At 70.4% G+C, this 26,258-nt stretch carries 24 protein-coding genes; 15 read left to right on the top strand and 9 right to left on the bottom strand.

Annotation, left to right across the window (positions count from 1 at the left end; genetic code table 11):
- Window positions 1-9: 9 nt before the first annotated feature.
- The 4 genes from nucS to CEP17_RS10575 all read left to right on the top strand — a co-directional run bounded on the left by nucS (window position 10) and on the right by CEP17_RS10575 (window position 3,080).
- Window positions 10-702, top strand: a complete 693-nt coding sequence (nucS, locus tag CEP17_RS10590; RefSeq protein WP_039415284.1) for an endonuclease NucS — start codon at window positions 10-12, stop codon at window positions 700-702.
- A 20-nt stretch (window positions 703-722) separates the two neighbouring features.
- Window positions 723-1,418: an HAD hydrolase-like protein gene (locus CEP17_RS10585; RefSeq protein WP_112932204.1), complete on the top strand. Its 696-nt coding sequence runs from the start codon at window positions 723-725 to the stop codon at window positions 1,416-1,418.
- Between the two features lie 136 nt (window positions 1,419-1,554).
- On the top strand, window positions 1,555-2,055 hold the full coding sequence (locus CEP17_RS10580; protein ID WP_036286801.1) for a septum formation family protein: 501 nt from the start codon (window positions 1,555-1,557) through the stop codon (window positions 2,053-2,055).
- Entirely contained in the window at window positions 2,052-3,080 is a 1,029-nt protein-coding gene (locus CEP17_RS10575; protein ID WP_112932203.1) for a hypothetical protein, read from the top strand. Before CEP17_RS10580 ends, CEP17_RS10575 begins: the two co-directional genes overlap by 4 nt.
- 95 nt (window positions 3,081-3,175) lie before the next feature.
- On the opposite strand, the gene CEP17_RS10570 is transcribed toward CEP17_RS10575, so the two are convergent.
- Window positions 3,176-3,382, bottom strand: coding sequence for a cold-shock protein (locus CEP17_RS10570; protein ID WP_028496198.1), 207 nt, complete (start codon window positions 3,380-3,382; stop codon window positions 3,176-3,178).
- Window positions 3,383-3,590: 208 nt separating this feature from the next.
- Between CEP17_RS10570 and CEP17_RS10565 the strand changes: the two genes are divergently transcribed.
- The gene (locus CEP17_RS10565) at window positions 3,591-4,241 is read left to right on the top strand and encodes a GntR family transcriptional regulator (RefSeq protein WP_112932202.1); all 651 of its coding nucleotides are present in this window, start codon (window positions 3,591-3,593) and stop codon (window positions 4,239-4,241) included.
- A gap of 45 nt (window positions 4,242-4,286) precedes the next feature.
- Here the strand turns inward: CEP17_RS10565 and CEP17_RS10560 are convergent, their stop codons facing one another.
- Together CEP17_RS10560 and CEP17_RS10555 are read right to left on the bottom strand one after the other, a co-directional pair.
- Window positions 4,287-5,033, bottom strand: coding sequence for an SDR family oxidoreductase (locus CEP17_RS10560; RefSeq protein ID WP_112932201.1), 747 nt, complete (start codon window positions 5,031-5,033; stop codon window positions 4,287-4,289).
- A 9-nt stretch (window positions 5,034-5,042) separates the two neighbouring features.
- Entirely contained in the window at window positions 5,043-6,248 is a 1,206-nt protein-coding gene (locus CEP17_RS10555; RefSeq protein WP_112932200.1) for an MFS transporter, read from the bottom strand.
- Window positions 6,249-6,308: 60 nt separating this feature from the next.
- Here CEP17_RS10555 and CEP17_RS10550 point away from each other — a divergent pair, with 60 nt between their 5' ends.
- A complete protein-coding gene (locus CEP17_RS10550) occupies window positions 6,309-6,995 on the top strand; it encodes a GntR family transcriptional regulator (protein WP_112932199.1) in 687 nt (228 codons plus the stop codon).
- 16 nt (window positions 6,996-7,011) lie between these two features.
- Here CEP17_RS10550 and CEP17_RS10545 read toward each other — a convergent pair whose 3' ends face one another.
- The 5 genes from CEP17_RS10545 to CEP17_RS10525 all read right to left on the bottom strand — a co-directional run bounded on the left by CEP17_RS10545 (window position 7,012) and on the right by CEP17_RS10525 (window position 14,676).
- Window positions 7,012-9,255 (bottom strand): alpha-L-rhamnosidase, encoded by a 2,244-nt coding sequence (locus CEP17_RS10545; protein ID WP_162722436.1) that lies wholly within the window; start codon window positions 9,253-9,255, stop codon window positions 7,012-7,014.
- A gap of 71 nt (window positions 9,256-9,326) precedes the next feature.
- The gene (locus tag CEP17_RS10540; RefSeq protein ID WP_112932197.1) at window positions 9,327-11,414 is read right to left on the bottom strand and encodes a right-handed parallel beta-helix repeat-containing protein; all 2,088 of its coding nucleotides are present in this window, start codon (window positions 11,412-11,414) and stop codon (window positions 9,327-9,329) included.
- A 51-nt stretch (window positions 11,415-11,465) separates the two neighbouring features.
- Window positions 11,466-12,344 (bottom strand): carbohydrate ABC transporter permease, encoded by an 879-nt coding sequence (locus CEP17_RS10535; protein WP_239498508.1) that lies wholly within the window; start codon window positions 12,342-12,344, stop codon window positions 11,466-11,468.
- On the bottom strand, window positions 12,341-13,231 hold the full coding sequence (locus CEP17_RS10530) for a sugar ABC transporter permease (RefSeq protein WP_112932196.1): 891 nt from the start codon (window positions 13,229-13,231) through the stop codon (window positions 12,341-12,343). Before CEP17_RS10530 ends, CEP17_RS10535 begins: the two co-directional genes overlap by 4 nt.
- Window positions 13,232-13,305: 74 nt before the next feature.
- A complete protein-coding gene (locus CEP17_RS10525; protein WP_112932195.1) occupies window positions 13,306-14,676 on the bottom strand; it encodes an extracellular solute-binding protein in 1,371 nt (456 codons plus the stop codon).
- Between the two features lie 166 nt (window positions 14,677-14,842).
- Here CEP17_RS10525 and CEP17_RS10520 point away from each other — a divergent pair, with 166 nt between their 5' ends.
- Window positions 14,843-17,377 (top strand): glycoside hydrolase family 2 protein, encoded by a 2,535-nt coding sequence (locus tag CEP17_RS10520; RefSeq protein ID WP_112932194.1) that lies wholly within the window; start codon window positions 14,843-14,845, stop codon window positions 17,375-17,377.
- A gap of 49 nt (window positions 17,378-17,426) precedes the next feature.
- Here the strand turns inward: CEP17_RS10520 and CEP17_RS10515 are convergent, their stop codons facing one another.
- Window positions 17,427-18,629, bottom strand: coding sequence for a serine hydrolase domain-containing protein (locus CEP17_RS10515; RefSeq protein ID WP_112932193.1), 1,203 nt, complete (start codon window positions 18,627-18,629; stop codon window positions 17,427-17,429).
- A gap of 88 nt (window positions 18,630-18,717) precedes the next feature.
- On the opposite strand from CEP17_RS10515, the gene CEP17_RS10510 reads away from it, so the two are divergent.
- The 8 genes from CEP17_RS10510 to CEP17_RS10475 all read left to right on the top strand — a co-directional run bounded on the left by CEP17_RS10510 (window position 18,718) and on the right by CEP17_RS10475 (window position 26,246).
- Window positions 18,718-19,812 (top strand): LacI family DNA-binding transcriptional regulator, encoded by a 1,095-nt coding sequence (locus CEP17_RS10510; protein ID WP_162722435.1) that lies wholly within the window; start codon window positions 18,718-18,720, stop codon window positions 19,810-19,812.
- 5 nt (window positions 19,813-19,817) lie between these two features.
- A complete protein-coding gene (locus CEP17_RS10505) occupies window positions 19,818-20,954 on the top strand; it encodes a GDSL-type esterase/lipase family protein (RefSeq protein ID WP_204359825.1) in 1,137 nt (378 codons plus the stop codon).
- A gap of 83 nt (window positions 20,955-21,037) precedes the next feature.
- Entirely contained in the window at window positions 21,038-22,000 is a 963-nt protein-coding gene (locus CEP17_RS10500; protein WP_112932191.1) for an aldo/keto reductase, read from the top strand.
- A complete protein-coding gene (locus CEP17_RS10495) occupies window positions 21,997-22,872 on the top strand; it encodes an amidohydrolase family protein (RefSeq protein WP_112932190.1) in 876 nt (291 codons plus the stop codon). Before CEP17_RS10500 ends, CEP17_RS10495 begins: the two co-directional genes overlap by 4 nt.
- Window positions 22,869-23,891 (top strand): alcohol dehydrogenase catalytic domain-containing protein, encoded by a 1,023-nt coding sequence (locus tag CEP17_RS10490; RefSeq protein WP_112932189.1) that lies wholly within the window; start codon window positions 22,869-22,871, stop codon window positions 23,889-23,891. The genes CEP17_RS10495 and CEP17_RS10490 overlap by 4 nt, the downstream gene beginning before the upstream one ends.
- A complete protein-coding gene (locus tag CEP17_RS10485; RefSeq protein ID WP_112932188.1) occupies window positions 23,888-24,646 on the top strand; it encodes an SDR family NAD(P)-dependent oxidoreductase in 759 nt (252 codons plus the stop codon). Before CEP17_RS10490 ends, CEP17_RS10485 begins: the two co-directional genes overlap by 4 nt.
- 8 nt (window positions 24,647-24,654) lie before the next feature.
- Window positions 24,655-25,293 (top strand): bifunctional 4-hydroxy-2-oxoglutarate aldolase/2-dehydro-3-deoxy-phosphogluconate aldolase, encoded by a 639-nt coding sequence (locus CEP17_RS10480; protein ID WP_239498507.1) that lies wholly within the window; start codon window positions 24,655-24,657, stop codon window positions 25,291-25,293.
- Window positions 25,290-26,246, top strand: a complete 957-nt coding sequence (locus CEP17_RS10475; RefSeq protein WP_112932186.1) for a sugar kinase — start codon at window positions 25,290-25,292, stop codon at window positions 26,244-26,246. The genes CEP17_RS10480 and CEP17_RS10475 overlap by 4 nt, the downstream gene beginning before the upstream one ends.
- Window positions 26,247-26,258: the final 12 nt, after the last annotated feature.

Below are 26,258 nucleotides of genomic sequence, written 5' to 3'. Positions count from 1 at the left end.
ACTGGACGAGTGCGTCTCATCATCGCCCGCTGCTCCGTCGACTACTCCGGACGGCTGAACACCCATCTTCCGCTGGCGACCCGCCTGATCATGATCAAAGCCGACGGCACCGTCGCATTTCATCGGGACATTCAGCATGCCCCGCTCAACTGGATGAGCCCTCCGTGCACCCTCACCGTCGAGGCCCCGGATGCCGAGTCGGCGTCGGCCGGGGTGATCGAACACTGGCGGGTCACCCACGCGAAGACCGGCGATGCGCTTCTCGTTCGGATCTACGAGGTTCTGCACGACTCGTCGCACGAGCTCGGTGTCGATCCCGGCCTGCAGAAGGACGGCGTCGAGGCCGACCTGCAGCGCCTGCTCGCCGAGCAGGTCGATGTGATCGGGGACGGCCTCACTCTCGTGCGCCGGGAGTTCCCGACGGCGATCGGCCCCGTGGACCTGCTGCTGCGCAATCCCGCGGGCGGCACCATCGCGGTCGAGGTCAAGCGCCGTGGCGACATCGACGGCGTCGAGCAGCTCACCCGGTACCTGGAGCTGCTCAACCGCGACCCGCACCTCGCACCGGTGGCGGGAGTGTTCGCCGCCCAAGAGATCAAACCGCAAGCCAAGACGCTCGCCGGCGACCGCGGCATCCGTTGCGTGACCCTCGACTACGAAGGCATGAAGGGCGTCGAATCGGGCGCGCCGCGACTGTTCTGACGGCACCCTAGGCTGGACCCATGACGATGCGATCCCCTTTCACGTGCGTGCTCTGGGACGTCGACGGGACCCTCGTCGACGCTTCCGACGGCATCCTCCGGCGCCTCACGACCGCCCTCGAGCACTTCGGCAAGCCCGCACCGACGCGTGACGAGCTCGTGCACTGGATCGGCCCGCCGATGTTCAACTCGTTCCAGGACAACGTCGGCATGACCCCGGAGCAGGCCACCGAGGCCGTCGCGTACTACCGCACCCTGGGCAAGGCCGACGGTTACACCACGGGAGCGCGACTGTACCCGGGGGTGGCCGAGATCATCGCCGACCTCGACGCTGCGGGAATCTCCCAGGCGACGGCGAGCTCGAAGCCGGAGGTGCAGGTCGTCGCACTCATGGAGCACTTCGATCTGGCGCCGCACATGACGGCGATGGTCGGCTCCACCCCCGACGAGAAGACGCTCGCATCGAAGTCCGACATCGTCGCCGAAGCCCTGCGCCGCCTGCGCGCGGCGGGCGTCGACACGAGCCGCCCGGTGCTCATCGGCGACCGCCACCACGACGTCGAGGGCGGCGCCGCGCAAGGAGTGCCGGTGGTCTTCGTGCGGTGGGGCTTCAGCTGGCCCCACGAGGCCGATGGCGCGTCGGCCGCCGTGGAAAATGCGTCGCAGCTGCGGTCACTGCTGCTCATCGATGATGAGACGGCGTCTCACGCCGGCTGAGCTCTACCGATATATTGGGGGCGCTGCACGGTCGGGGCACGGCCGGGAGTCGGTGACGTGCCCCTGTCTCTCTCACGCGGAGCGTGGGAGCGTGCGGCCAGTGTGAGTCGACATACGTAACCGGAAAGAGTGCCCCATGCGCCTGCACCGCATCATCCCCGCCGCCGCCCTCGTGTCGAGCATGATCCTCCTCGGAGGCTGCTCCACGATCACGAACCTGATCGGGGGTGATCAGGCCGTCCGCGACGCCGACACCGGACAGGTGACGGAATCCGGCAAGGCCGACGCGTTCACCATCAAGGTCGGCGACTGCTTCAACGACCAGAGTGGCGAGCAGATCAGCGATGTTCCCGCCGTGCCCTGCACCGACCCGCACGACAACGAGGTGTACTACGACCTGACGATGCCGGCCGGTGACTACCCCGGCGACAGCGCGGTGACCGACGCCGCCGAGAAGGGATGCGGAGACGCCTTCTCGACGTTCGTCGGCGTGCCGTACGAAGAGTCGACGCTGGAGTTCAGCTACCTGTTCCCGACGAAGGACAGCTGGGAGGGCGCCGACGACCGCCTGATCTCGTGCATCGTCTACGACCGGTCCGGCAAGGTGACCGGCAGCCTCGCCGGCGCCGCCCGATGAGCACGCCGTCGGGCGAGCAGGTCGTCTTCCGCGGCTCTCTCGCCCGACGGGCGCTCGGCGCCCTCGTCCTGTCGGCGATCCTCGGTGCCCTGGCACTGTTCGCCCTGCCCTCGTTTCTGCCCGTCACCACGAGCAGGTCGACGCGGGCCACTCTCGCCATCACGGCCGCGGTCATCGTCGTCGCCCTCGTGTGGGGCAGCGCGCTCTGGTATGCGAACACGCGCGTGATCGTCGACCGCGACGCCGTCGAGATCCGCCGTCCCGGACAGCTGCTGCATCGGTGGGAGCGCTCGAACGCGGCGTTCACCAGTCGCATCACCAAGCGCTACACCAACGGCATCCCATCCGGCGTCGATCGCACGCTGATCGTGGAGTCGCCCGGCCGCCGCGACGAAGTGAACGTCCCGCTGTCACGCGAGGCGTTCACCGAGCTGGTGGCCCTGCTCTCGCCGCTCACGGAACACGTCGCCGTCCGAGAGGCCGACGGCATCCACACCGCTGCGTCTCTCGTCGGCACGCGGAGCTTCAGCCCCGATGCCACGGCAGTGCGGCGCAGCGCACGTCGCGCCGGCGTCGCGGCCGCCGTTGTCGTCGCCATCGCCGCCGTCGCGATCGCCGTGGCGATGTCGGGCGTGCTGGTGCGCGACGATCGCGAGATCGTGTCGGTCGTGGTCGTGCCACTGCTGCTCGTACTCGCGGTGATCCTGGGCGTCGTCGCGCTCGTCACCGCCGCGCGGGCTCGCTCGGTACCCGGACGCGTCGACGTGTCGGCGGGTGCCGTCACGGTCGACGGGCAGACCTTCTTCCTCGCACAGCAGCGCGCCGTGCGTCTCAGCCCGCCCGCCTATCCCCGCCGCCGACTCGTCGTCGTCGATCCGACGGGAACCACCCGCCGCTGGCTGCTCGGGCTGCCGGGATCATCGAAGCGCACGCCGGAGATCCTGCCGGCCTACCCCGACCTCGTGGCCGCCGTCGCCGCTGCCGCCGTCGGCGCCGAGCAGATCGTGCGGCTCGATCTGGAGTGATCCTCGCTCACGACGAACGAGCCGTCGTCCCACACGGTGTGGACGACGGCTCGCTCCGACGTGAAAACGGCCCGCTCAAAAGCGGGCCGTCGAACTCACAGGGGTCGGATGTTCTCCGCCTGCAGGCCCTTGGGGCCCTGGGCGATCTCGAACTCGACGCGCTGGTTCTCCTCGAGCGAGCGGTAGCCGCCCGACTGAATGGCGGAGTAGTGGGCGAAGACGTCAGCGCCGCCCTCATCGGGAGCGATGAACCCGAAGCCCTTCTCCGAGTTGAACCACTTGACGGTACCGCTGGTGCTCATGAACTGCCTTACTGACGTGCGATGACGACGCGAGTGCGCCGACGGGCTCCACGCTAACGGTCGGCATGGCCTCGTGCAGTATCAGATGAGACAAGGTGACACAAACGTTGCAAGAACACAGCCAAAGGTGGCAACCCCGACACGCTCGCCCGCCGGCGGCCGGCAGCCGTACACTCGTCACTGAGATGACCCGAACCGTCTCAGCAAGATGTCTACTTTTCTTCGACCGATCGATCACGACGATCTGACCACTGGCGTAAGCCTGAGCGACGAGGTCTACGCGCGCATCGGCGCGGCCATCGTCGATGGCTCCCTCGCGCCCGGAGAACGTCTGCGCGACGGCGACATCGCGGCGCAGCTGGGCATTTCGCGCACTCCCGTGCGGGAGGCTCTGCAGCGCCTGGAGCGTTTCGGCCTCGTCGAGATCGCCGTCGGACGCTACACCCGCGTGTCCGTGCCCGACGAGCGCGTGCGACGCGAAACCGGAGTGTTCACCGCCTACCTCATGGGCAACGCGATCCGTCTCGCGCTCGCCAACGCCACCGACGACGAGCTCGACGGCATCGTCGCGGTGGCCGGCACCGTCGTCGACAGCGCGGCGCACCGCGACATCGCGTCGCTGTTCTCCCGCTGTACGCAGATGTTCGAGCTCATGACCCGCGCCACCCACAACACGGTGTTCATCGGCGTCGTTCGCGAGGTGGCGCTGACGATCGAGCGGAATCTGCGCGGTTGGGACCCGTTCCTCACGGCAGCGGCCGGTCGCGTCGACCTCTTCGACGCGCTGCGACGCCAGCTCGCCGAGCGCGACGGTCGCGGCGCCGAGGAGACGCTGCGACGGCTCCACGATCTGCACTGATCCCGCGCCGATGCGCGTCGGCGGATGCCGAGTGACCGGCGGCGTTCAGCGTCCGAGCACCATGCCGCCGTTCGCCGAGACGATCTGGCCGGTCACCCACCCGGCATCCGGACCGAGCAGCCAGGCGATGATCCCGCCGATCTCCTCGGCCGTGCCCACCCGGCCGACGAGGGTCTGCGCGATGCGGTTCTGCACGACGTCGTCCGAGACCCCCGCCCAGAACTCGGTCCCGGGCACGAATCCCGGTGCGACGACGTTGGCGGTGCCGCCGAAGCGGCCCAGCTGCGCAGCGAGATCGAACATCCACGCGTGCAGGGCAGCCTTGGACGCACCGTACGAACCGGTCCGCGAGCCACGCAGGGCCGAGACCGACGACAGCAGCACGACGCGTCCCCCGTCGGCTTCCAGCGCGGGTCGCAGCGCTTCGACCAGTAGGACCGCGGTCATCACGTTGAGGTCGAATCCCGCACGCCAATGATCGCGGATGGCTTCGAGGCTGTCGTCGGACGCCGCGGGGGCGTTCCCGCCAGCGGAGGCGACCACACCGACACAGCCCAGCCCCGCGTCGCGCACGGCATCCGCCACACGGCGCGCGCCGTCGGGGGTGCTGACATCGGCATCCACGACGAGGAACGACGACGGATCGTGGGCGGCGACCTCCTCGAGCGGTGCCCGCCGGCGGCCGACGAGGGTGACGTGGCGACCGGATGCGGCGAGGCGGAGGGCGGCGGCACGGCCGATACCGGTGCCGGCACCGGAGACGACGACGGTGGAGCGATGCGGGTCGTTCATGACACCACGCTAACCGTGCATGCCGCGGTCTCGGCGCGGAGTGATCGCGAGCGCGGCGAGCGGCGTCGCGCCGACCAGCGCGAAGGCGAGGGGGTAGCCGACCAGGGTGACGAGCGACCCGACCAGCGGGCCGACCGCCGACGCCGCGACGAACTGCCCGGTGTTCTGGATGCCGAGGGCGCGACCCGACCACAAGGGTCCGGCCGCTTCGGCCACCGACGTGTACGCGAGGCCGTTGTCGGCGACCGCGATCGTGGACGCGACGAGATACAGCACGCCGACGAGCGCGTCGGCGTGCACGGCGCCGGCGACCGCGAGCGCCGCCATCGCCACCACACCGGCGCCGGCCACCCACCGCAGCACACCGACGCGCGTGCCGACGCGGTCGCTGAGGTGGCCGACGACGATCCGGCCCAGCGCACCCACGAACTGCGACGCCGCCACGAGCGCGCCGGCCGCCGCCGCACTCCACCCCATCGCCGTCACCAGCCACACCAGGCCGAAGATCGAGAGCGCGAACTGCGGGACGACGAGCAGAGCCGAGGCCACGTGGATGCGGACCAGGAACGCGCCGGCGCGATAGGGGTTGGCCGCGGCATCCGCTCCACCCGCGCGGCGCGCAGGTCGCGGAGGATTGCGGATGCCCCACGCGCAGAGCACGGCGAGCGCCGCCGTCACGACGGCGACCACGACGAAGGGCGCGGCGAGCCCGCCGTCGGCCAGCGGTGGAACGATCAGCGCAGCGGTGGCGACACCGAGCGGCTGGGACATCTGGCGGATGCCCATCGCGAGTCCGCGGCGCTCCACGGGGAACCAGCCGATCACGACGCGGCCGCTGGCGGCGTTCGTGCTGGCCGAGGCGGCGCCACCGAAGGCGAGGAGCACGCCGAGAACGAGATATCCGTCGCCGCTCGCTGCGGCGGCAGCGAGCGAGAACACCGCGGTGAGGACGAGTCCGCCGGCGATGATCTGCCGCTCGCCGTAGCGGTCGGTGAGGACCCCCCACGCGACGAGCGTGCACACCATGCCGATGGTGGGCGCCGATGCCAGAAGCCCGGCCTGCGCGAGCGGCATGGCGCGCTCGGTGTGCAGGAGCGGGATCAGATACGCCGGCGCCGACACCAGGAGGGTGCCGGCGGCCTGCGCCAGCACACCCAGGGCCAGCATCAGCCACGCCCGCGTGGGCGTGGCTGTCGTCGTGTTCGTGCTCGGCATCGTCGGATCCTCCGTCGGGTACACTCTGGTATACCACTTTGGTGCACCAGAGGAGCGATGATGACCACCTCCCCCGAGACGAGCGGTCCGTACGAGCGCCTTCGCGCCGCCATCCTGTCCCTCGACCTGTTGCCGGGTGAGCGGCTGAGTGAACGGGGCCTCGAGTCGATGCTGGGCGCATCCCGCACCCCCATCCGCGCCGCCCTCATGCGCCTCGAGAACGAAGGCCTGACGCTTCGCGACGCCCGCACCTGGCGGGTCACTCCGATCGACCTCAGCGAGATCCGTGCGCTCATGGAGTACCGCGAGGCCCTCGAGACCGCGGTCGTGGCGCTCGCCGTGGACCGTGCCGAGGATGCGGACCTCGAAAGCCTCGATGCGATCGCTCGCGCCGGCGGCGAGCACGACGATGCCGACGCGGTCCTGCGCGACGGCAGCGACTTCCACGTCGCCCTCGCACGACTGTCGCGCAACCCGTTCCTGGTCGACGCGATCGCCGGCACGCTTCTGCGCCTCAGCCGCACGCGGTGGCTCGAGGTACGCAGCGCCGCCTCCCGGGCCCAGGCGGCCGCCGAACACCGGGAGATCGTGACCGCGGTCGCCGCCCGGGATGCCGAGCGCGCACGGGCGCTCGTCGTCGCGCACGCCCGCGGCACGCGCGACCGGCTGCTCGCTTCGCTGTCCGAGGACCGCCTGCGCCTGCGCGGGCGCGGACTGTCGATCGTGGAGTCGGCCGCCGCGGGCTGAGATCGCGGCGGCCGCCTCACCCGTCGACGCGGTGCGGCGCGGCCCGCGTGACGACGTCGACGCGTTTCACCCGACCGGCCATTGCCGGCGCGATGTCGACCTCGACGCCGTTCGGAGCCTCGTACTCGGCGCGCAGAGCGCCCTCCCCGTCTCGCCACCAGGAGAGCGCGATGCGCCCGTGCGGAGAGTCGATGCTCGTCGATGCCCAGGGGAGGCCCAGCGGCGGACGGGGGTCGATGCGCACCCGAGCCCACCCCGGCGCCGCCGGGACGAGACCGCCGATGACGCGATGCATCCAGTCGGCGACCGCGCCGAGGGCGTAGTGGTTGAAGCTCGTCATCTCCCCGGGGTTCACGCTGCCGTCGGGCAGCAGCGAGTCCCACCGCTCCCAGATCGTCGTCGCGCCCTGCGCCACGGGGGCGAGCCAGGACGGCGGGTTCACGTTGAGCATCAGCGCGTGCGCGTCGTCGAGGTGGCCGGTGCGCGTGAGCGCGTCGCAGAGGTACGGCGCGCCCGCGAAGCCGGCGTTGACGCGGTGACCGGCGGCGCGAACCAGTTCGGCGAGGCGGCGGCCGGCTGCACGCGCGGCATCCGCTGTCAGCACACCGGAGACGATCGCGAGGGCGTAGACGGCCGGGGCGTCCGAGTGCAGGCGCCCGTTCGCCGTGGCGTAGACCCGTGCGAAGTCGCGCCGCAGACGATCGGCCCGCAGCTCGGCGTCGCGGGCGTCCTCCGCTCTCCCCAGAACGCGCGCCGTCTGCGCCACGATGGCGATGCTCCGATACAGAGCCGCGGTGGCGATCACATCGCGATCGGCGACCGCGGCGAACGGATCGTCGGGTGGTGCCGTCGGATCGAGCCAGTCGCCGAACTGGAAGTCGCCCTCCCACACGCCGCGCGCGGAGAGCCGTCCGCACACACGCTCGACGTGTGCGGACATGCTCTCGTAGCTCTCCTCCAGCACGGCGACATCGCCGTAGGCCTCCCATATCGCCCACGGCACCCACACGGCGGCGTCGCTCCAGATCGCCGCGGACTCCGGCTCGGCACCCGGATCGACCGTCCAGCTGCGCAGCACATCCGGTACGACGTACGGCACGCGACCCTGTGCGGCCCGCTGCTCCGCCCGCAGATCGGCGAGCCAGTCGCGCAGGAAGGCCGACATGTCGAACAGGAAGCAGGCCGTGGGTGCGAAGACCGCGATGTCGCCGGTCCATCCCAGGCGTTCATCGCGCTGCGGACAGTCGGTGGGGAGGCCGACGGTGTTGCCGCGAAGGCTCCACACGACGTTCTGGTGGAACCTGTCGAGGAGGGCATCACCGCAGGAGAAGCGTCCCGTGCGTTCGAGGTCGCTGCCGACGACCACCGCCTCGACCGACCCCTCGACGGCATCCCACCCTTCGATGCGGGCGTACCGGAAGCCGTGGAAGGTGAACGTCGGCTCGATGACGTCCTCGCCGCCGCTCAGCGTCACGATGTCTTCGGCGCGGGCCGAACGCAGCGGTCTCGTGGCGAGCGTTCCGTGTTCGAGCACCTCGGCATGACGGATGCGGAGGACGTGACCGCGCGGGCCCTGCACGCGCAGTCGCGTCCACCCGACGAGGTTCTGACCGAAGTCGACGATCGCCGCGTCGGGCCCGTCGGTCGACATCTCCGCGGGTGAGATGAGCTCGTGTCGCACGATCGGCGGGCCGAGCCTCGGCACGAGCCGCGTCGCGTCGATCCGTTCCGTGTCGGGGGGATGCGAGGGGCCGCCGTCCCGGGTGAGGTCGATGGTCTGCCCGTCGTACAGATCGTCACGGACGACAGCCGACGCGGTGACGTCCCACGTCGCGTCCGTGACCACGCCGAGCGTCGAGCCGTCCGCGAAGGTGATCTCCAGCGCGGCCGCCACACCCGGCTCGTCACCGTAGAGACGCTCCGCACCCCACCAGCCCAGACGGCCGCAGTACCATCCCCGGCCCGCGGTGAGCTGCAGCTCGTGACGGGCACCGGCGACGATCATCGCCGTCACGTCGTGGGTGGCCACCCGCAGCCGCCACGGGTAGGAGGTCCATCCCGGGCTCAGCACGTCGCAGCCCACACCGACGCCGTCGATGGCGGGCTCCACGAGACCCTCCGCGGTGACGGCGAGCCGAGCGGTGACCACGGGGCCGTGTCGCGCAGGAATCTCGATGATCCGGGTGAATCGCGGCGCACCATCGATGACCACGCGGTCGTCGCTGCGGGGTGCGCGCAGCATCAGAGCGTGCTCGATCATCATCGCCTCCGGTGGAGCGTGGTCGCCTCGGCGGCGGCGGGTTCGGGTCCGCCACCGCCGCCGAGGGGTCATCAATTGATCGTGACGTCGCCGACCTGGATGCCCCAGGCGGAGACCGGCCCGAAGCGCACCTCGACGGCTCGGGTCGCCGCCGGCAGCGCCCCGCTCGTGATGGTGCGCGTGGTCCATCCGTTGGTCGTCGCGACCGCGGCCGTCGCCGTCGTCGGCACGGCGGTCTCGACCCCCGAGGCGTCCAGTGCCACGATCGTGATCGCCGACGGCGGCTGCGAGAAGTGGAAGGTCGTGAGGGTCACGACCTTGCCCGGTGCCGCATCCCACCGGATCCAGCCGGCGGCGTTGTTGCTGCGCTTGAACCGCGCCGCGTCGCCGGCCATGTTCGACAGCGGCCCCGTCGTGTCGATGACGATGTTCGCCGATCGCGCGGTGCTGATGCTCCAGTCCGCCGCCGGATCGAACAGCGCCGGGGCGGGCGTCGGCGGTGCGGCCTCATGGAAGCCGCGTGAGGGTGCCGCGGTGGGCGAGACCGCGTTGCCGAAGAAGTCGCGCAGCCCGTTGGCGGACTGTACGGCGCCGCTGGAGATCGCCGGGGATCCAGCCGTCAGCTTGTACGCGTTCGCCACGCCGATGCCGTCACCCGTCGTCCCCGGAGCGACGAACCCGGGATCGGCGGTGATCTTCGCCGCGTCCGCCGGCTCACTCACTGGATGGTTCCCCGAGAAGAGGTTCGACGAGAAGACCGCGTTCGTCCCCAGGCCCGGGTAGGTGTACTCCCCCGTGCCGCGGTTGTCGACGATGTTGTTCGTGAACCACCACTGGCCGGGCGTCGAGGACGCGCACGCCCCGGCATCCCCGTCGCAGTAGATCGGCTTGGCCGGAGAACCCGGGGGGATCACGATGGTGTTGTTGTAGATGCGCACCGGCGCCGGCACACCCCACGAGAACGTGATGACGCCCTTCTGACCGCCCCACGCGTCGTTGATCGACAGATTGTCGCGCACGACGACATCGCTCGAGAAGCCGCCCATCAGCAGGAGGAAGCCGCCCTCGTTGTCGTGAGAGTAGTTGTACTGAACGCGCGTGTTCGTGCTGCCCATGTCGACGTCGAAGCCCTGGCCGTCCGTCTTGTGGAGGCGCGTGCCGGACACCTCGTTGAACTGCACGAGCGTGTTCATGCCCCGGGTGGGCCAGATGCCGGCGGATGCGGGCATGTCCGACCCCTCGAAGGTGCGCTGACCGGCACCGCGCACCACGTTGCTCTCCAGCACGGCGCCGTCGGTTCCGAAGGCGAGGATGCCGTCGCTGTCGGGATCGATGACGGTGTTGGCGCGAACGCGCACGTTCGACGTGAGTGCGGACTGCACGACGACCGTCTGGCTGGTCGTGAAGTAGCTGTTGTCCCAGACGACGATGCCCGTGCGGCCGACGTTCTCGACGTGGTTGTTCTCGATGAGCACGCCGTCGAAGTTGGCACCCATGGCGGTCGTGTCGACGACGATGCCACCGTTGTCATGGGCGTCGAGGCCGCTGCATGCGAAGCACCCGTTCACGTCGCTCACGGTGTTGCCGCGGATGACGATCCCCCGCAGGGTCGTGTTGCCCGCGGAGTTTCGCACCTGGATGCCGGCGCGCGCGGTGCCCGGCGTCGTCGCGCCGAAGTTGTCGGTGCCGGAGTTGTTCGTGATGGCGAGATTCTCGATGGTCCACCAGCTCTGGTTCTCGAGCTGGACGGCGCCGCCGGTCGCCAGCGGTGCACCCGAGATCGACGGCGCCGCGCCGGTGCCATAGGCCGAGATCGTGATCGGCGCCCCCGACGCACCGGAGCCCTTGGGCGCGAGCTGACCGCTCCACGCACCACCGCGTGCGAGCAGGATGCTGTCTCCCGCCGCGAACGTGCGCGACGTGGCCGCGGCGAGGGACTTCCACGCCGTCGCCGGGCTGGTGCCCGCCGCGGCGTCATTGCCGGTCGCGCTGTCGATGTAATAGGTCGTTCCGGCCGCGATCGCGGCGGGGGCCGACACGGCGCCGGCCGTCAGGCCGCCGGCGACGATCGCCGCTGCGAGCGCGAGACGGCCGAGCGTCCGGGGCCGCGGGCGAGCGCTCGCGATGCGCAGACGGAGGGGGACGATCCGTCGTTTCATGGGTTCTCCTTCAGGTGCACCGTCCGCACCGTTGCGGACGGAGTGCGATCCTCAGTCCTTCATGCCGGCCGAGAATCCCGCATTCGCGAGAAGCGGCCGCTGGAAGACGAGGAAGAGTGCGATGGGCACGACAGCGGCGACCACGAGGATCGCGAAGAACGTCGTCAACTCGTTCGTCCGCTCGAGCATCGGCAGCGCCACCGAGATCGGGCGCAGCTTCGGGTCGGTGAGCACCAGCGACGGCCAGAGATAGTCCTTCCAGGCTCCGATCGCCGCGAGCAGGGCGACGACGCCGAGGATCGGGCGCGCAAGCGGCAGGACCACGCTCCACATGATCCGGAGGGGACCGGCCCCGTCGATCTGCGCGGCCTCGATGAGCTCGCGCGGCAGGCCTCGCAGGAAGCCCGTGACCAGCAGCACCGCGAACGCGTTGGCCGCCGCGGGCAGCCACACGGCCCAATAGGTGTTCTGCAGCGAGACACCGGTCCCGAACAGGTCGACGACGGTCAGGTAGAGCGGAACGAACGACACGATCGCCGGGAGGAAGATGGTGGCGAGCACCGCGGCCGAGAAGATCGGAGCCCATCGGGGGCGCATGATCGCGATGACGTATCCGGCGCTCAGGGCGACCACCACCGTCACAGCGGCGGAACCTGCGGCGAGCACGAGGGTGTTACCGAGCAGACGCGCCGTGTCGACGCCACGGAAGGCGTCGACGTAGTGCTGCCACTCGGTCATCCGGGCGAACACGCCGAGCGGGTCGGCGAGCACGTCGCCCGTCTCTCCGAGCGATGCGGCGACGAGCCACAGCAGAGGGCCGAGTCCGGCGACCGCGAGACCGACGAGAACGAGCGCATGCACGACGAACAGCGGTACCGCGACGCCGCGGCGGCGGCGCTCGGCCGGGGTGAGGATCGCGACCTCGCTCACTCTTGCCACCTCCTGGTGAGTCGGAGGTAGACGGTGGAGAGCACGGCGAGCACGACCGCGAGGAGCACTCCGAGCGCTGTCGCCGCGCCGTAATCCGCCGACCCGCCGAACGCGTAGCGGTACATGAGCAGAAGCACGGTCAGCGTGGCGTTCTGCGGTCCGCCGGAGGTCATGAGGAAGGGTTCGGTGAATACCTGTGCGGCCCCGATGAGCTGGAGCAGCAGCATGATCAGGATGATCGTGCGCATCTGCGGAAGCGTCACATGCCAGATTCGCCCCCACACACCGGCGCCGTCCAGCGTGGCGGCTTCGTACAGCTCGGGTCGCACGGCGGTCAGCGCCGCGAGGTAGACGAGGACGCTCGTCCCGGCAGCGGCCCAGGTCGCCTGAAGCACGATGGACGGCATCGCCAGCGCGGCATCGTTGAGCCAGGCGAACGGGCCCACTCCGAGTGGCCGCAACGCGCTGTTGAACAGGCCCGTCGGCGCCGGGTCGTACGCGAACCGCCACAGCAGAATCGCGACGACGGGCGGAACGATCACCGGGAAGTAGGCGAGCGCCGCATACGCCCCGCGGGCGCGCGCCCGCACCGTCGAGATCACGACGGCGAGCGCCAGGGGCAGCGGAAATCCGAACACGATCGCGAGCGCGGTGAACCAGAGCGTGTTCACGACCGCCTGAGCGAGCTGCGGGTCCTCGAGCACATAGACGAAGTTGTCCCACCCGACCCAGTCGACGGGGCCGATGAAGGTCGTGCGCTGAAAGCTCATCAGCGCGCCGAGGACGATGGGCCACCAGGAGAAGGCGGCGAAGACGACGATCGTCGGCGCGGCGATCGCGAGGGCGACCAGATCGCTGCGCCGGTGGCGTCGAGAGCGGGCGGACATGCGGGACTCCGTCGGTGTCGAGAGGGGTGCGGTGGGGCGGCGCGCCGCCGCCCCACCGCGGGCGAGCGCGGTGCTCACCGGGACAAGACGGCCTGCGCCTTCTTCGCCGCGTCGGATACCAGGGTGCCGATGTCGGCGTTCTGGTCGGTGATGACGGCCTGCACGACCGGATCGAGCGTCGCGTAGATGTCCTGGCCCTTCACAGGCGGTTCCGACTGCACCTTCTGCTCGGCGACCTTGTCGAGGTAGGGCCGGAAGTTCGCCAGCGGAACGTTGTTGAGGTCGGAGATCCAGGACAGGTACTGGTCGTACGCCGCGCTGGTGACCACGGGCAGGCCCGGGATCGCGACGGCCGAGCCCTGCGTGGCCAGGGCCTTCGCGTCGGCCTGTGCCGCATCCTTGCTCTCGTACTTCGCCAGAGCGGACAGCTGCACCCACTCGACGGCGGCCTTCACCTGTGCCGGAGATGCGTCGGGGCGCACGACCTCGATGTTGCCGCCGGACAGCGTGACGGGTGCCTGGCCGGCGGTGGCGGTCGGCATCGCCGCGAAGCCGAAGTCGGAACCGGGGAAGCCCAGCTGTTCGGTCAGCGGACGATAGGCATCCGACTGGAGGACGAACATCCCCACCTGGCGGCCGGCGAATGCCTGCGCCAGGTCGAGCGCCGCCATGAGCCCGTTCGGCGACATACTGGCGTCGGTCCAGCGCATGTCGTGGATGAGGCGCAGCGCGTCGGTCGTCGCACTGTCATCGAAGGTGATTTGATCGCCCTTGTCGTTCACGAGGGATCCGCCCCGCGACGCCGCCTCGGCTCCCAGCACCCAGCCGCCCTGGTTGTCGGTGGTGACCTGTGCGAAACCGTAGGCGCCGGTCTTGTCGTGAATCGTCTTGGCTGCCGTGCGCACCTCGTCCCACGTCGTGGGCGGGGAGTCGGGATCGAGGCCCGCGGCCGTGAACAGGGCGCGGTTGTACACCAGCCCCATGGCGTACGCCATCGTCGGAACGCCGTAGGAGCGCCCGTCGGCGCTGACCAGATCGACCAGCTGCGGATTGAGCTTCGCGGTGACACCGAGCTGGTCGACGGCATCCGTGATGTCGGCGACCTGCTTGCGCTCGATGAGGCCGCGGATCTCCGTGAAGGGCACGCCCATGACGGTGGGAAGGTCGCCGGCGGCGAGGCGGGCGGAGAACGTCTGAGCGTCCCAACCGTCCTCGGTCGTGGTGACGACGTACGTCGGGTGGTCCTTCTTAAAGGTCTCCACGAGCGCGTTGAACTGCGCGAGTCGCGCCGTCTCGGTCGCGGCCGGCTGATTGCCGATGACGATCTCGACGGGGCCGGTCGGGTCAGGGCTCGCGCCGCCGCTGCATGCGGTGAGCCCGGTCGATGCGAGGCCGAGGAGGGCTGCAGCGCCCACCCAACCTCGGATGCGGAGTGGTCTCTTCATCGAAACTCCTCTTTCTGGTGCCGGATTGCCGACACTCGGTGCGTGTTGTACTTTGAACTCATCGGGATGCCAAAGCGCTTTTGCACGATAGCCCCCGAAGGGCCGACGATGCAAGACCGCATCACCACATCCGCCTCCGAGCGACCGACTTCAAGGATGAAAACACGTGCTCCTGCGCCTACCCACCCCTGCCACGTGGCAGCTCACCGCCCTGTCCGGCCCGGTGCCGGATGCGGTCGCCCACGCACCCGACGGCACCCCGCGTCGCTTTGCCGCCCCCGTTCCCGGCGACGTCCACATGGCCTTGCGCAGCGCGGGCGCGATCGACGACCCCCACGAGGGCGACAACGAGCGCCGGCTGGCGTGGATCGGACAGTCCGACTGGTCGTACGAGACCACTCTCGAGCAGATCGACACCACCGCGGAACGCATCGACCTCGTTCTCCACGGCGTCGATACACATGCGGTGCTGCGGGTCGACGGCGACGAGCGCGCCCGCCTCAGCAACATGCACCGCACGTGGCGCGTCCCCGTCCCGGAGCTCGCCGCGGATGCCGTCGCCCTGCGCATCGACATCGACTCGCCCGTGGCGGTCGCCACCGCCGAACGCGACCGTCTCGGCGCACGATGGAGCGTCTTCAGCGATCTGTCTCCGTTCATCCGCAAGAACGCCTGCGCGTTCGGCTGGGACTGGGGCCCCGCGCTGCCCGGGTCGGGAATCTGGCGCCGCGTCGAGATCGAAGCCTGGTCGACCGCCCGTCTGAGCGCGCTGCGACCGACGATTCGCCTGGACGGCGTGGACGGCGTCGTCGACCTGGATGTCGAACTGGAGCGCTCGGGTGCGGTCGGCTCCGACTCAGCCCTCATCATGATCGCCAGGATCGGGGACGTCGGCGTCCAGGTGGACGTCGAACCCGGCGCCGTCCGCGCGCATGCTCGCCTCGACGTTCCCGCGCCAGAGCGCTGGTGGCCCGCAGGACTCGGCCCGCAGACCCTGCACGATCTGGTCGTCACCCTGACGACCTCGGATGGCGACGTGCTCGACACGCAGACGCGTCGCGTCGGCTTCCGCGACCTCGTCGTCGAGCAGGTCGACGACGAGGTCGGGCGTAGCTTCGGCATCACCGTCAACGACGTGCCGCTGTACGTCCGCGGGTTCAATTGGATCCCCGACGACACGTCGCTCGCCGCGGTGACAGAGGACGACGTGCGTCGACGTGTCGCGGAGGCCCGCGACCTGGGGGCGAACCTCCTGCGGGTCTGGGGAGGTGGCGTCTTCGAGTCCGACGAGTTCTACCGAGCGTGCGATGAGGCCGGAATGCTCGTCTGGCAGGACTTCCTCTTCGCGTGCGCGGCCTACCCGGAGGAGGAGCCGCTACGCACCGAGGTCGAGGCGGAGGTGCGCGAGAACATCACCCGCCTCATGCCCCATCCGAGCCTGGCGCTGTGGAACGGCAACAACGAGAACCTCTGGTTCTGGTTCCTGCACGACTGGGAGCATGCCCTCGACGGCGCGACCTGGGGCGAAGGGTTCTACACCGACCTCCTGCCGACAGTCACCGCCGAGCTCGACCCGGGGCGCACGTACCTCATCGGCAGTCCGTCCTCGGGCGGGCGGTGGGACGATCCCAACGATCCGACACGGGGTGTCGTGCACTGGTGGATACCCGACGACTATCGCGCCTACGACGACGTCAGGCCGCGTTTCGTCTCGGAGTTCGGCTTCCAGGGTCCTCCCGCACGTGTGACCTTCGACGCCGTGACGCACGATGCGGATCCCGCTCCGTTCTCCCCCGGAACGGTGCAGCGGCAGAAGGCCGAGGGCGGAACGGAGCGCATCAACGACGTGCTCGCGGCGCACTTCGGCGTCCCGCGTGCTTTCGACGAGTGGTACTGGCTCGCCCAACTCGATCAGGCGCGGGCGGTGCGGTACGGCGTGGAACGGTTCCGCTCTCTGGAACCCTTCTGCCGCGGAACGATCGTGTGGCAGCTCAACGACTGCTGGCCCGCGTTGTCCTGGTCGATGATCGACGTGAACGATCGGTTCAAGCCCGTCGCCTACGCCGTGCGCGAGGCGCATCGCGATCGCATCGTGGTGCTGCGCCACGAAGACGGTGTTCCGGCGCTGTTCGTGTGCAACAGCACGAGCACGGTCTGGTCGGTGGACGTCGACGTGCAGCGCTGGCGTCCGGACAGTCTGGTCGAGCGGTGCTCACTCCGTGTCGTCGCAGAACCGCATCGCTCGACCCGCGTAGACCTCTCCGTGATCGCCGCCGCGCTCGCGCCCGACGAACTCCTGATCGCCACGGCGCTCGCGCCGGACGGTCCGACCCGCAGCTCGCTGCTCGGCGGGACCGACCGGCAGTTTCCCGATCGCGTTCCGGCGTTCGAGCTGAACGTAGAGGTCGCGCCGGACGGTGTCGGCATCCGCATCGACGCGCACACGCTCCTGCGCGACGTGACGCTGCTCGTCGATGCTCTCGACCCCGACGCGCACGCCGACCGCAACGTGATCACCCTCCTGCCGGGCGAGCACGAGATCTGGCGGATACGCACGGCACACCCCGCGGTGTTCACGCCCGAGCGCGTGCGCGCGGCGGTCCGCACCGCCCACGCGGCGAGCGATCCCGATCCCGACTATCGCGGACTGGCGCAGCTCGAACGCGAGAAGGCCGCGCGGAGCGCAGCGGCGCACGGATGAGCTGCTCGCGGCATCCACCCCCGGCGGATGCCGCGAGCACCCCCCCCGTTCAGCCGAGCGCCGGCGCCAGCGCGTCGAGCAGACGTCGCCAGCGTGGGTCGCGCCCCGGTTCGGGAAAGAGCATCCGCTGACCGATGAAGGCGAAGCCCGTGCGTGATCCGGGATGAGCGAAGGCGAGACGCCCGCCCATGCCGGCGTGGCCGAACGAGCCCGGCCCGAGCATAGGGCAGAGCTCGTGAGCGATCTCGAAGCCGAGGCCCCAGCGCGTGGTCAGTGCCGCGGCGGGGTTGCATGCCGGCTCGGCCACGCCGTCCAGCCAGTCCGCCGAGACCTTCGCCACCGTGTCGTCGTCGAGCAGTCGGACGCCGTTGACGGGCGCGACGCAGGCACCGTAGGCGCGCGCGATGCCGCGCGCCGTGGCGACGAGCCCGCCCCCGGGAACGAGCGCCCTCCGAAAGTCGCTGCCGTTCACGAGCTCCGTTCCCTGCACGCCGTCCTCCCGCTCGAAGAGGGGCACGATCTGCAGGGTGCTCGTGTAGGCGGATCGGCAGGCGGCCCCGGACGCGGAGTCGGTGCCGCCCGGCTCGGGAGGCGGCACGATCGGGTCCATCAGCACCGGCCGGAACCGACCGTCGGCTTCGGGAGGCGTACCCAGCCAGAGGTCGGCGCCGAGCGGCGCCGCGATCTCCCGCTGCAGCAGCGCACCGGCGTCGAGACCGGTGACGCGACGAAGGATCTCGCCCGCCAGCAGGCCGTAACTGAGCACGTGGTAGACCCGGGCGCTGCCCGGCGGATAGTCGGGGGAACGCTGCGCGGCGCGTGCGGCCAACCGCACGGGATCGAGAAGATCCCGCGCGTCATCGAGCGGAAGCGTCGGCATCCCCGCCGTGTGCGTGAGGACATCGGCGACCGTGATCGACGCCTTGCCCGCGACCGCGAACTCCGGCCAGTAGGCCGCGACGGGCGCCAGGGGATCGATCGTTCCCCGCTGGATCTGCTGGGCCACCAGCATCGCGACGATGCCCTTGGCCGCCGAGAACGCGAGCGTCGTGGAATCGCGCTCCCACGCCGTCCCGGAGAGGGGATCGACACCGCCCCACAGATCGACGACGGTCTCGCCCCGGTGGACGACACAGAGCGCGCCCCCGGCTCGGTCGGCCTGGAGGACGTCGGCGAAGGCCGAGCGCACGGCAGCGAAATCGGAGCGGACGTCGCCGTGCACGGCGATCTCGGTGGCACCATCATTGGACACATGAGCAGTCTATGCCGAACCGCTTTGGCATAGACTGCTCATCGAAAACACGGCCCCGGTGCCCTACCGGGAGCGAGGGATGGTGAGGATGCCGCAGCGCTCTGCCCGCCTGGTCGATGTCGCCCGTGCCGCCGGCGTGTCGGTGCCGACCGCATCGCAGGTCATGAACGACACCGGTCGCGTCGCGGACGCGACGCGGGAGCGGGTGCTCGCGGCCGCCCGCGACCTCGACTATCGGCCCAACGCTCTCGCCCGCAGTGTCGCCATGGGCCGCAGTCGCACGATCGGCGTCCTCGCGGAGAATGCGGCCGGCGCGTTCTGCATGCCCGTTCTGATCGGCATCAACCGGGCGCTCAGCGCGCACGACCTCGCCAGCGTCCTGTACGACGCTCAGCACGAGCCGGACCTGCGCCGCGACCACATCCGGCACATGATCGATCGCCAAGTCGACGGCATCATCGTCATCGGGGAGGGTCCGGATGTCGCGATCGACGACCTCGGTGTCTCCTTCTCCGGGCCGGTGGTCCATGCGTTCGGACCGCACCATGCGACGAATGCCAGCAGCATCCACCCCGATGAGCGTGCGGGGGGCGCGCTGGCCGCGCAGAGCCTCATCGCACTCGGGCGCCGGCGCATCGCCCACGTCACCGCCGAGGAGCACCTCCCCTCCGTCCGCGAGCGATCGCGCGGATTCGCTGCTGCGCTCGGCGAGGCGGGCCTCGAGCCGGCCGCCGTCCTCCACGGGTCGTTCAGCCGGGGATGGGGCCATCTCGCCGCCGAGATCCTCCACGCTCGCACGCCGGCCGTCGACGCCGTCTTCGCCGGCAGCGATGCCATCGCGATCGGGTTGGCCGCGGGGTTCGAGGCGGCCGGCCTGCGCGTTCCCGAGGACGTCGCGATCGTCGGCTATGACCACGTCGCGGGCTACGGCGACGACATCGATCCCTACCTGGCATCCATCGATCCTCGGCTGACGGATGTCGGCGAGCGCGCCGCCCGTCACCTCATCGGAAGCCTGGACGATGAGGATGCCGATGCGTCTCCCGTCGTTCCCCGATTCGTCGAAGGGGCGACGACCCGGGGTGGGGACGACCGCCGTCATCGCCTGGTCGAGACCCTGCTGCGCACGGTCACCGCACCTCCCGTCATCGGCACGTCGCGCACGGACTCGCCCCACGGATGAACACGGTGTTCACGACCGCTTTTCCCTCGACGGCGGTGTCCGTCGTCGGCGCGCTGGACAGCGTGCCGGGCATCTACGGCCCCCGCCCACGGCGGCTTCCGCCCTGGACGCGACGGCAGATCCCCGACCCCGTCTTCGACTTCGTCGTCGGCATGACATCCGGTGTGCGCATCGCCGCTCGCACGGGGGCGACGCGTGTGACCTTGGAGCTCGCGATCATCGGCATCGACACCGGCGTACGCCCGGCAGCGCCGGCGGTGCTCGATCTGGTCGTCGACGGCGCGCACCGCGAGCGTGTCTTCGTGCCGGGCGCGGCCCAGACCCTCGTCGCTGCGGACGGCACGGTGACCCAGGAGCACCCGCCCGTCGCCGTGACGTTCCACACCGGCGCCACTCGACGCGAGCGCGAGATCGAGATCTGGCTTCCGCACACCACGGCCGTCGAGCTCGTCGCGCTCTGCGCCGACGCACCCGTGACGCCGCCGCGCGACGATCGACCCGTCTGGGTGCACCACGGGTCGTCCATCAGCCAGTGCGGAGAAGCGTCGGCGCCCACCCGCACATGGCCGGCGATCGCCGCGGCGCACGGCGGCTACAGCCTGCGCAGCCTCGGCTTCAGCGGCAACGCGGTGGGCGACCCGTTCGTCGCTCGAACGATCCGCGACCAGCCGGCCGATGCGATCAGCATCGAGATCGGCATCAACGTCGTCAACGGCGACCTCATGCGTCGCCGTATGTTCGAACCGGTGCTGCATGGATTTCTGGACACCGTGCGCGAAGGGCATCCACAGGCGCCGGTGCTGATGCTCGGGCCGATACCCTGCCCGGCCCACGAAGAGGCGCCGGGTCCCACCGTTCTCGACGATCGCGGCCGCGCACGCAGCGCGGGGACGCCGGCGGAGATCGAGCGCGGGGCGATGAACCTCCGCGTCGTGCGCGAGGCGCTCGCGCGGGTGCTCGCGGCGCGCGCGGACGATGCGCGACTCTTCTTCCTCGACGGTCGAGAGCTGCTTCCGGATACCGAGGTGGCTGACCTCGACGACGGGCTTCACCCGAACGCCGCCGCCTACGAGCGGATGGGCGTTCGCTTCGCGGCGCACGCGTTCACCGCGGGTGCGCCATTGGTCAGGCCGCACGTCTGAGCCGCGACCGGCAGGAGGCGGGTTCGCACTTCTCGATGTGACCTCACATGTGATGTATGATCATTTGTGAACAAGGAGGTCACATGCGTCAGCGAGCCATCGGCGGCCGTATCGATGTCTCCGAAGTGGGGTTTGGGGCCGCGCAGCTGGGGAACCTCTATCGCAAGACCTCCGACGTCGAGGCGGCGGAGGCCGTGCAGGCGGCGTGGGACCGCGGCATCCGCTACTTCGACACCGCACCGCACTACGGCGTGGGACTGTCGGAGCTGCGCCTCGGACGGGCGCTGCAGGGCCGGCCGCGTGACGCGTTCGTCGTCTCGACGAAGGTCGGACGCGCCCTCATCCCCACCCCCGCCCGTGCGGCAGCGGGACTGCTCGACGACGAGAACGGCTTCGCCGCACCGGCCACGCACCAGCGCAAGTGGGACTTCTCCCGCGACGGCGTGCTCCGCTCCATCGAGGGCAGCCTCGATCGGCTGGGGCTCGACCGCATCGACATCGCCTACCTGCATGATCCGGACGACTACTGGGACGAGGCGTCCACGAGCGGGATCGATGCGCTCGTCGAACTGCGCGAACAAGGTGTGGTCCGTGCGATCGGCGCCGGAATGAACCAGGCGGAGATGCTCACGCAGTTCATCGCTCACTGCGATGTCGACGTGGTCATGGTCGCCGGACGGCACACGCTTCTCGACCGCCGAGCCCAGGACGAAATGCTGCCCCTGGCGCACGAGCGCGGCGTCGCCGTGGTTTCCGCCGCCGTCTACAACTCGGGCCTGCTCAGCAGTCCCATCGTCCGTGACGATGCGACCTACGATTACGGGCCCGCGCCCGTCGACGTCATCGCCCACGCACGGCGCCTCGCCGACATCACCACCCGCCACGGCATCACACTGCCCGACGCGGCGGTGCAGTACCCGCTGCGCGACCCCGCGGTGGTCTCGGTCGTGGTGGGCATGCGCAACGCCGCCCAGGTGAACAGCACGGTCGACAGGTACGAGACACCGATCTCGGACGAGGCCTGGACGGAACTGGAGACCGCATGATCGTCGATGCGCATCTGCACGTCTGGGACCCGACCCGGGCTCCCTACCCCTGGCTCACGTCGGCACTGCATCCGATCGATCGCACCCTCTTGATCGATGACATCGCCGCAGACCTCGACCACGCCGGTGTCGACCGCGTCGTACTCGTCCAGGCCGCCGACAACGCGGCCGACACGGAGCTCATGCGCTCCGAGGCGCGGCGACACCCGCGCCGTGTGGCCGGCATCGTCGCGTGGCTGCCGCTGGACGACCCCGCGGCCCTCGAGCGCGGCATCGAGAGCTTCGCCGGCGATCCGTTGATCGTCGGCATCCGCAATCTCATCCACGACCGCGAGCCGGGCTGGCTGTCCGGCTCGGCGCAGAACCACGCGCTCGCCCTGCTGGCGCAGGCCGGCCTCGCGCTCGACTTCGTCACCTCCTCCGCCGAGGCGCTGGGCGAGATCCCCGGCCTCGCCGGGCGCCATCCCGCGCTGCGGATCGTCATCGACCATCTCGGCAAGCCGCCGATCGGGGGCACCGCCCAGGAGCGACTGCGCTGGCGCGAACTGCTGCGGGATGCCGCCGCGCACCCGCTCGTGCATGCCAAGCTCTCCGGACTCTACCCGCCTCAGGGCGACACGACCGCCTGGTCGGTCGACGACATCCGTCCGTTCATCGACGACGCGGTCGAGATCCTGGGCCCCGCACGGCTGATGTACGGCAGCGACTGGCCCATCGTCGTGCGCGCCGGCGGGCATCACCGCGCCCACGCCGCGCTCACCGAGATCATCGGCGGCTGGGATGCCGCCGATCGCGACGCCGCGCTCGGCGGCACGGCGAGCGCCTTCTACCGACTTCCTTCCACCCCGACCCTCGAGAGGACGACAGCGTGAACGGTCTCGCCTACGCCGGCAACCGCGAACTCATCGCCGTGGACGCTCCCGCGACACCCCCCGCCGCAGGCGAGGTGCAGCTCGCGGTCGCCTACACCGGCCTCTGCGGCACCGATCTGCACATCTTCCACGGGAACATGGACGCGCGTGTCCGCATGCCGCTCGTCTTCGGGCACGAGATGAGCGGAACCGTTGCCGCGCTCGGCGAGGGGGTGTCGGGCTGGGACGTGGGTGAGGCCGTCACCGTCATGCCGCTCGACTGGGACGGCACGTGCCCCGCGTGCGTTGCCGGCAATGAGCACATCTGCCAGAACCTCGACTTCATCGGCATCGACTCCCCCGGCTCGCTGCAACAGCGCTGGAACGTGCCCGTGCGCGCACTCGTACGAGTGCCCGCGGACACACGGCTCGACCATGCCGCCCTCATCGAGCCCGTCGCCGTCGCCGTGCACGATGTCCGCCGCAGCGAGCTCGTCCCGGGCGACAAGGCCGTCGTGATCGGCGGCGGCCCGATCGGTCTGCTCATCGCGACCGTCGCCCGTCATGCCGGGGCCGACGTGCTCGTGATCGAACTCGACGAGAAGCGACGCGCCCAGATCGCCGAGCTCGGCTTCGCGACCCTCGATCCGCGCGAGCGCGACCAGAAGGATGCCGTCGAGGAGTGGACAGCGGGCGCGGGCGCCGACGTCGTCTTCGAGGTCTCCGGCGCCGCACCCGCCGTTCTCGGCGCGACGGACCTCGTCAAAGTCCGCGGCACCCTGGTCGTGGTCGCGATCCACCCGACTCCCCGTCCGATCGACCTGCAGCGGGTGTTCTGGCGCGAACTTCGCATCCTGGGCGCACGCGTGTACCAGCGCGCCGACTTCGAGACGGCGGTGGAACTCATCACCGAGGGTGTGATCCCCGCCGACCGACTCATCACGCGCATCGTCTCGCTCGGCGACACCGCGGAAGCCTTCGCCGACCTCGAAGCCGGCCGTGCCATGAAGATCCTCGTCGACGTGGCCGGTCAGTCATGAGCGACCTGTTCGACCTGACGGGAACGACGGCTGTCGTCACCGGCGCGCGCCGCGGCATCGGATACGCGATGGCCGTGGCCCTCGCCGGGGCCGGTGCCGACATCATCGGCGTCAGCGCCTCGCAACCGGCATCCGGCAGCGACATCGAGCACGCCGTCACGGCGACGGGCCGCCGTTTCGAGGGCATCGCGTGCGACTTCGCCGACGTCGATGCCGTCGACGCTCTGGGCCGGACCCTCGCCGAACGCCGCGTCGACATCCTCGTCAACAATGCCGGCACGATCGAACGAGCCCCCGCCGCCGAGCACCCGCAGGAACTGTGGGACCGGGTCATCCAGATCAACCTGTCCAGCCAGTTCCGACTCACCCAGGCCGTCGCCCGTCAGATGCTCGAGCGCCGACGCGGCAAGGTGATCTTCACCGCGTCGCTGCTGAGTTTCCAGGGCGGCATCAACGTTCCCGGGTACGCCGCCGCGAAGTCCGGCATCGCCGGTCTGACCAAGGCACTCTCCAACGAGTGGTCCTCGCACGGCGTCAACGTGAACGCGATCGCCCCCGGCTACATCGCCACCGACAACACCGAGGCGCTGCGCGCCGACATCGACCGCTCGCGCTCCATCCTCGAGCGCATCCCCGCCGGACGCTGGGGTGAGGCGTCCGACCTCGCGGGCGCCACCGTCTTCCTCGCCGCACCCGCCTCCGACTACGTCTCGGGCATCGCCCTCCCCGTCGACGGCGGCTGGCTCGGCCGGTGATCGGCACCGTGGACACGCTCGAAACGATCGGTCGCATCGGCATCGTGCCGGTCGTCGTCCTCGACGACCCCCTCCATGGCGCTCCGCTCGCGGAGGCGCTGCGAGACGGCGGTATCGGCTGCGCCGAGTTCACCCTGCGTACGCCAGCGGGTCTGGGGGCGCTGCGCGCGGCGGCCGCCGTCGACGGCTTCATCGCGGGCGCGGGCACGGTGCTGAGCGCCGACCAAGTGGATGCCGTGGCGGATGCCGGGGCGCGGTTCCTGGTGTCGCCAGGCTACGCCGCGGGCGTCAACGTGAGGGCACGCGAGCGCGGCCTCACGATGATCCCGGGCATCGCGACGGCGACGGAACTGCAACGCGCGCGTGAGGACGGCTACACGCATCTCAAGGTGTTCCCGGCCTCGGCTTTGGGCGGACCCGCCTACCTCGACGCTCTTGCCGGCCCGTTTCCCGACGTTCGCCTCCTGCCCAGCGGAGGTGTGAGTGCCGACAACCTCGGCGACTACCTGCGTCGCCCGACCGTGTTCGCCGGCAGCGGCAGCTGGATGGTGCCGCGGGCGCAGATCGCGGCAGGTGGCTTCGGGGCGATCCGCGATCTCGCACGCGCGTGCCGCGAGCTCTGCGACGCGGTGCGAGGCCCGGCATGAGCGCCCCCCTGCGCGTGCTGACCCTCGGAGAGAGCATGGGTCTGCTCCGTGGAGACGGCATCGGCGGCTTCGAGCGCCTGCCCGCGGCATCCATCGACACGGGAGGCGCCGAGGGCAATACCGCCGTCGGGCTCGCGCGTCTGGGCGTGCCCGTGACGTGGCTGGGACGCGTGGGCGATGACGCGCTGGGGCGTCGCGTCTGCGGTGACCTGCGCGCGGAGGGGGTCGACGTGCTCGCGATCACCGACCCCGCGGCGCCGACCGGTCTCATGCTGAAGTCCACGCCGAGGGCGGGAACGACGGTGATCGAGTACTACCGGGCCGGGAGCGCGGGAAGCCGCCTCACCCCCGCCGACCTCGATCGGCTCGATTTCGCCGCTTACGGCATCATCCACATCACGGGCGTGACGCTCGCGCTCTCGGCGAGCGCTCGTGCGACGGTGCACGAGGCCGTCGACCGCGCCCGCGCTCACGGCCTGCTCGTCTCCTTCGCCGTCAACCACCGCTCGAAGCTGTGGGACCGCGATCGGGCCCGCGCCGCCTATCTCGATCTTCTCCCGCGTGTCGACATCGTCTTCGCGAGCGATGAGGAGGCCGAGCTGGTGTCACGACCCTCGGGTGCCGCCCCGCTCGCCGAGCTCGCGCGGGCCCTGGGCGCACTCGGCCCACGCGAAGCCGTCGTGACGCTCGGTGATCGAGGCGCGATCGCCGAGATCGACGGCGCCGCGCACCTGATCGCCGCCGACAAGATCTCCCCCGTCGACACGGTCGGCGCCGGTGACGCCTTTGCCGCCGGCTACCTCGCCGCGCGCGCGGCGGGGCACCCTGCATACGAGCGGCTGCGGGTCGCGACCCGGTGTGGAGCATTCGCCTGCCTGCACCCCGGCGACTGGCAAGGTGCCGCGCGACAGTCCGACCTCGATCAGGGTTTCGGGATCACCGTTGTCCGCTGATCGTCACCCCCA

The sequence above is a fragment of the Microbacterium sp. PM5 genome (assembly GCF_003293595.1).
Classification (GTDB): domain Bacteria; phylum Actinomycetota; class Actinomycetes; order Actinomycetales; family Microbacteriaceae; genus Microbacterium.
Note: the sequence above shows the minus strand (reverse complement) of the source record. Positions and strands in the feature narration are given on the sequence as shown.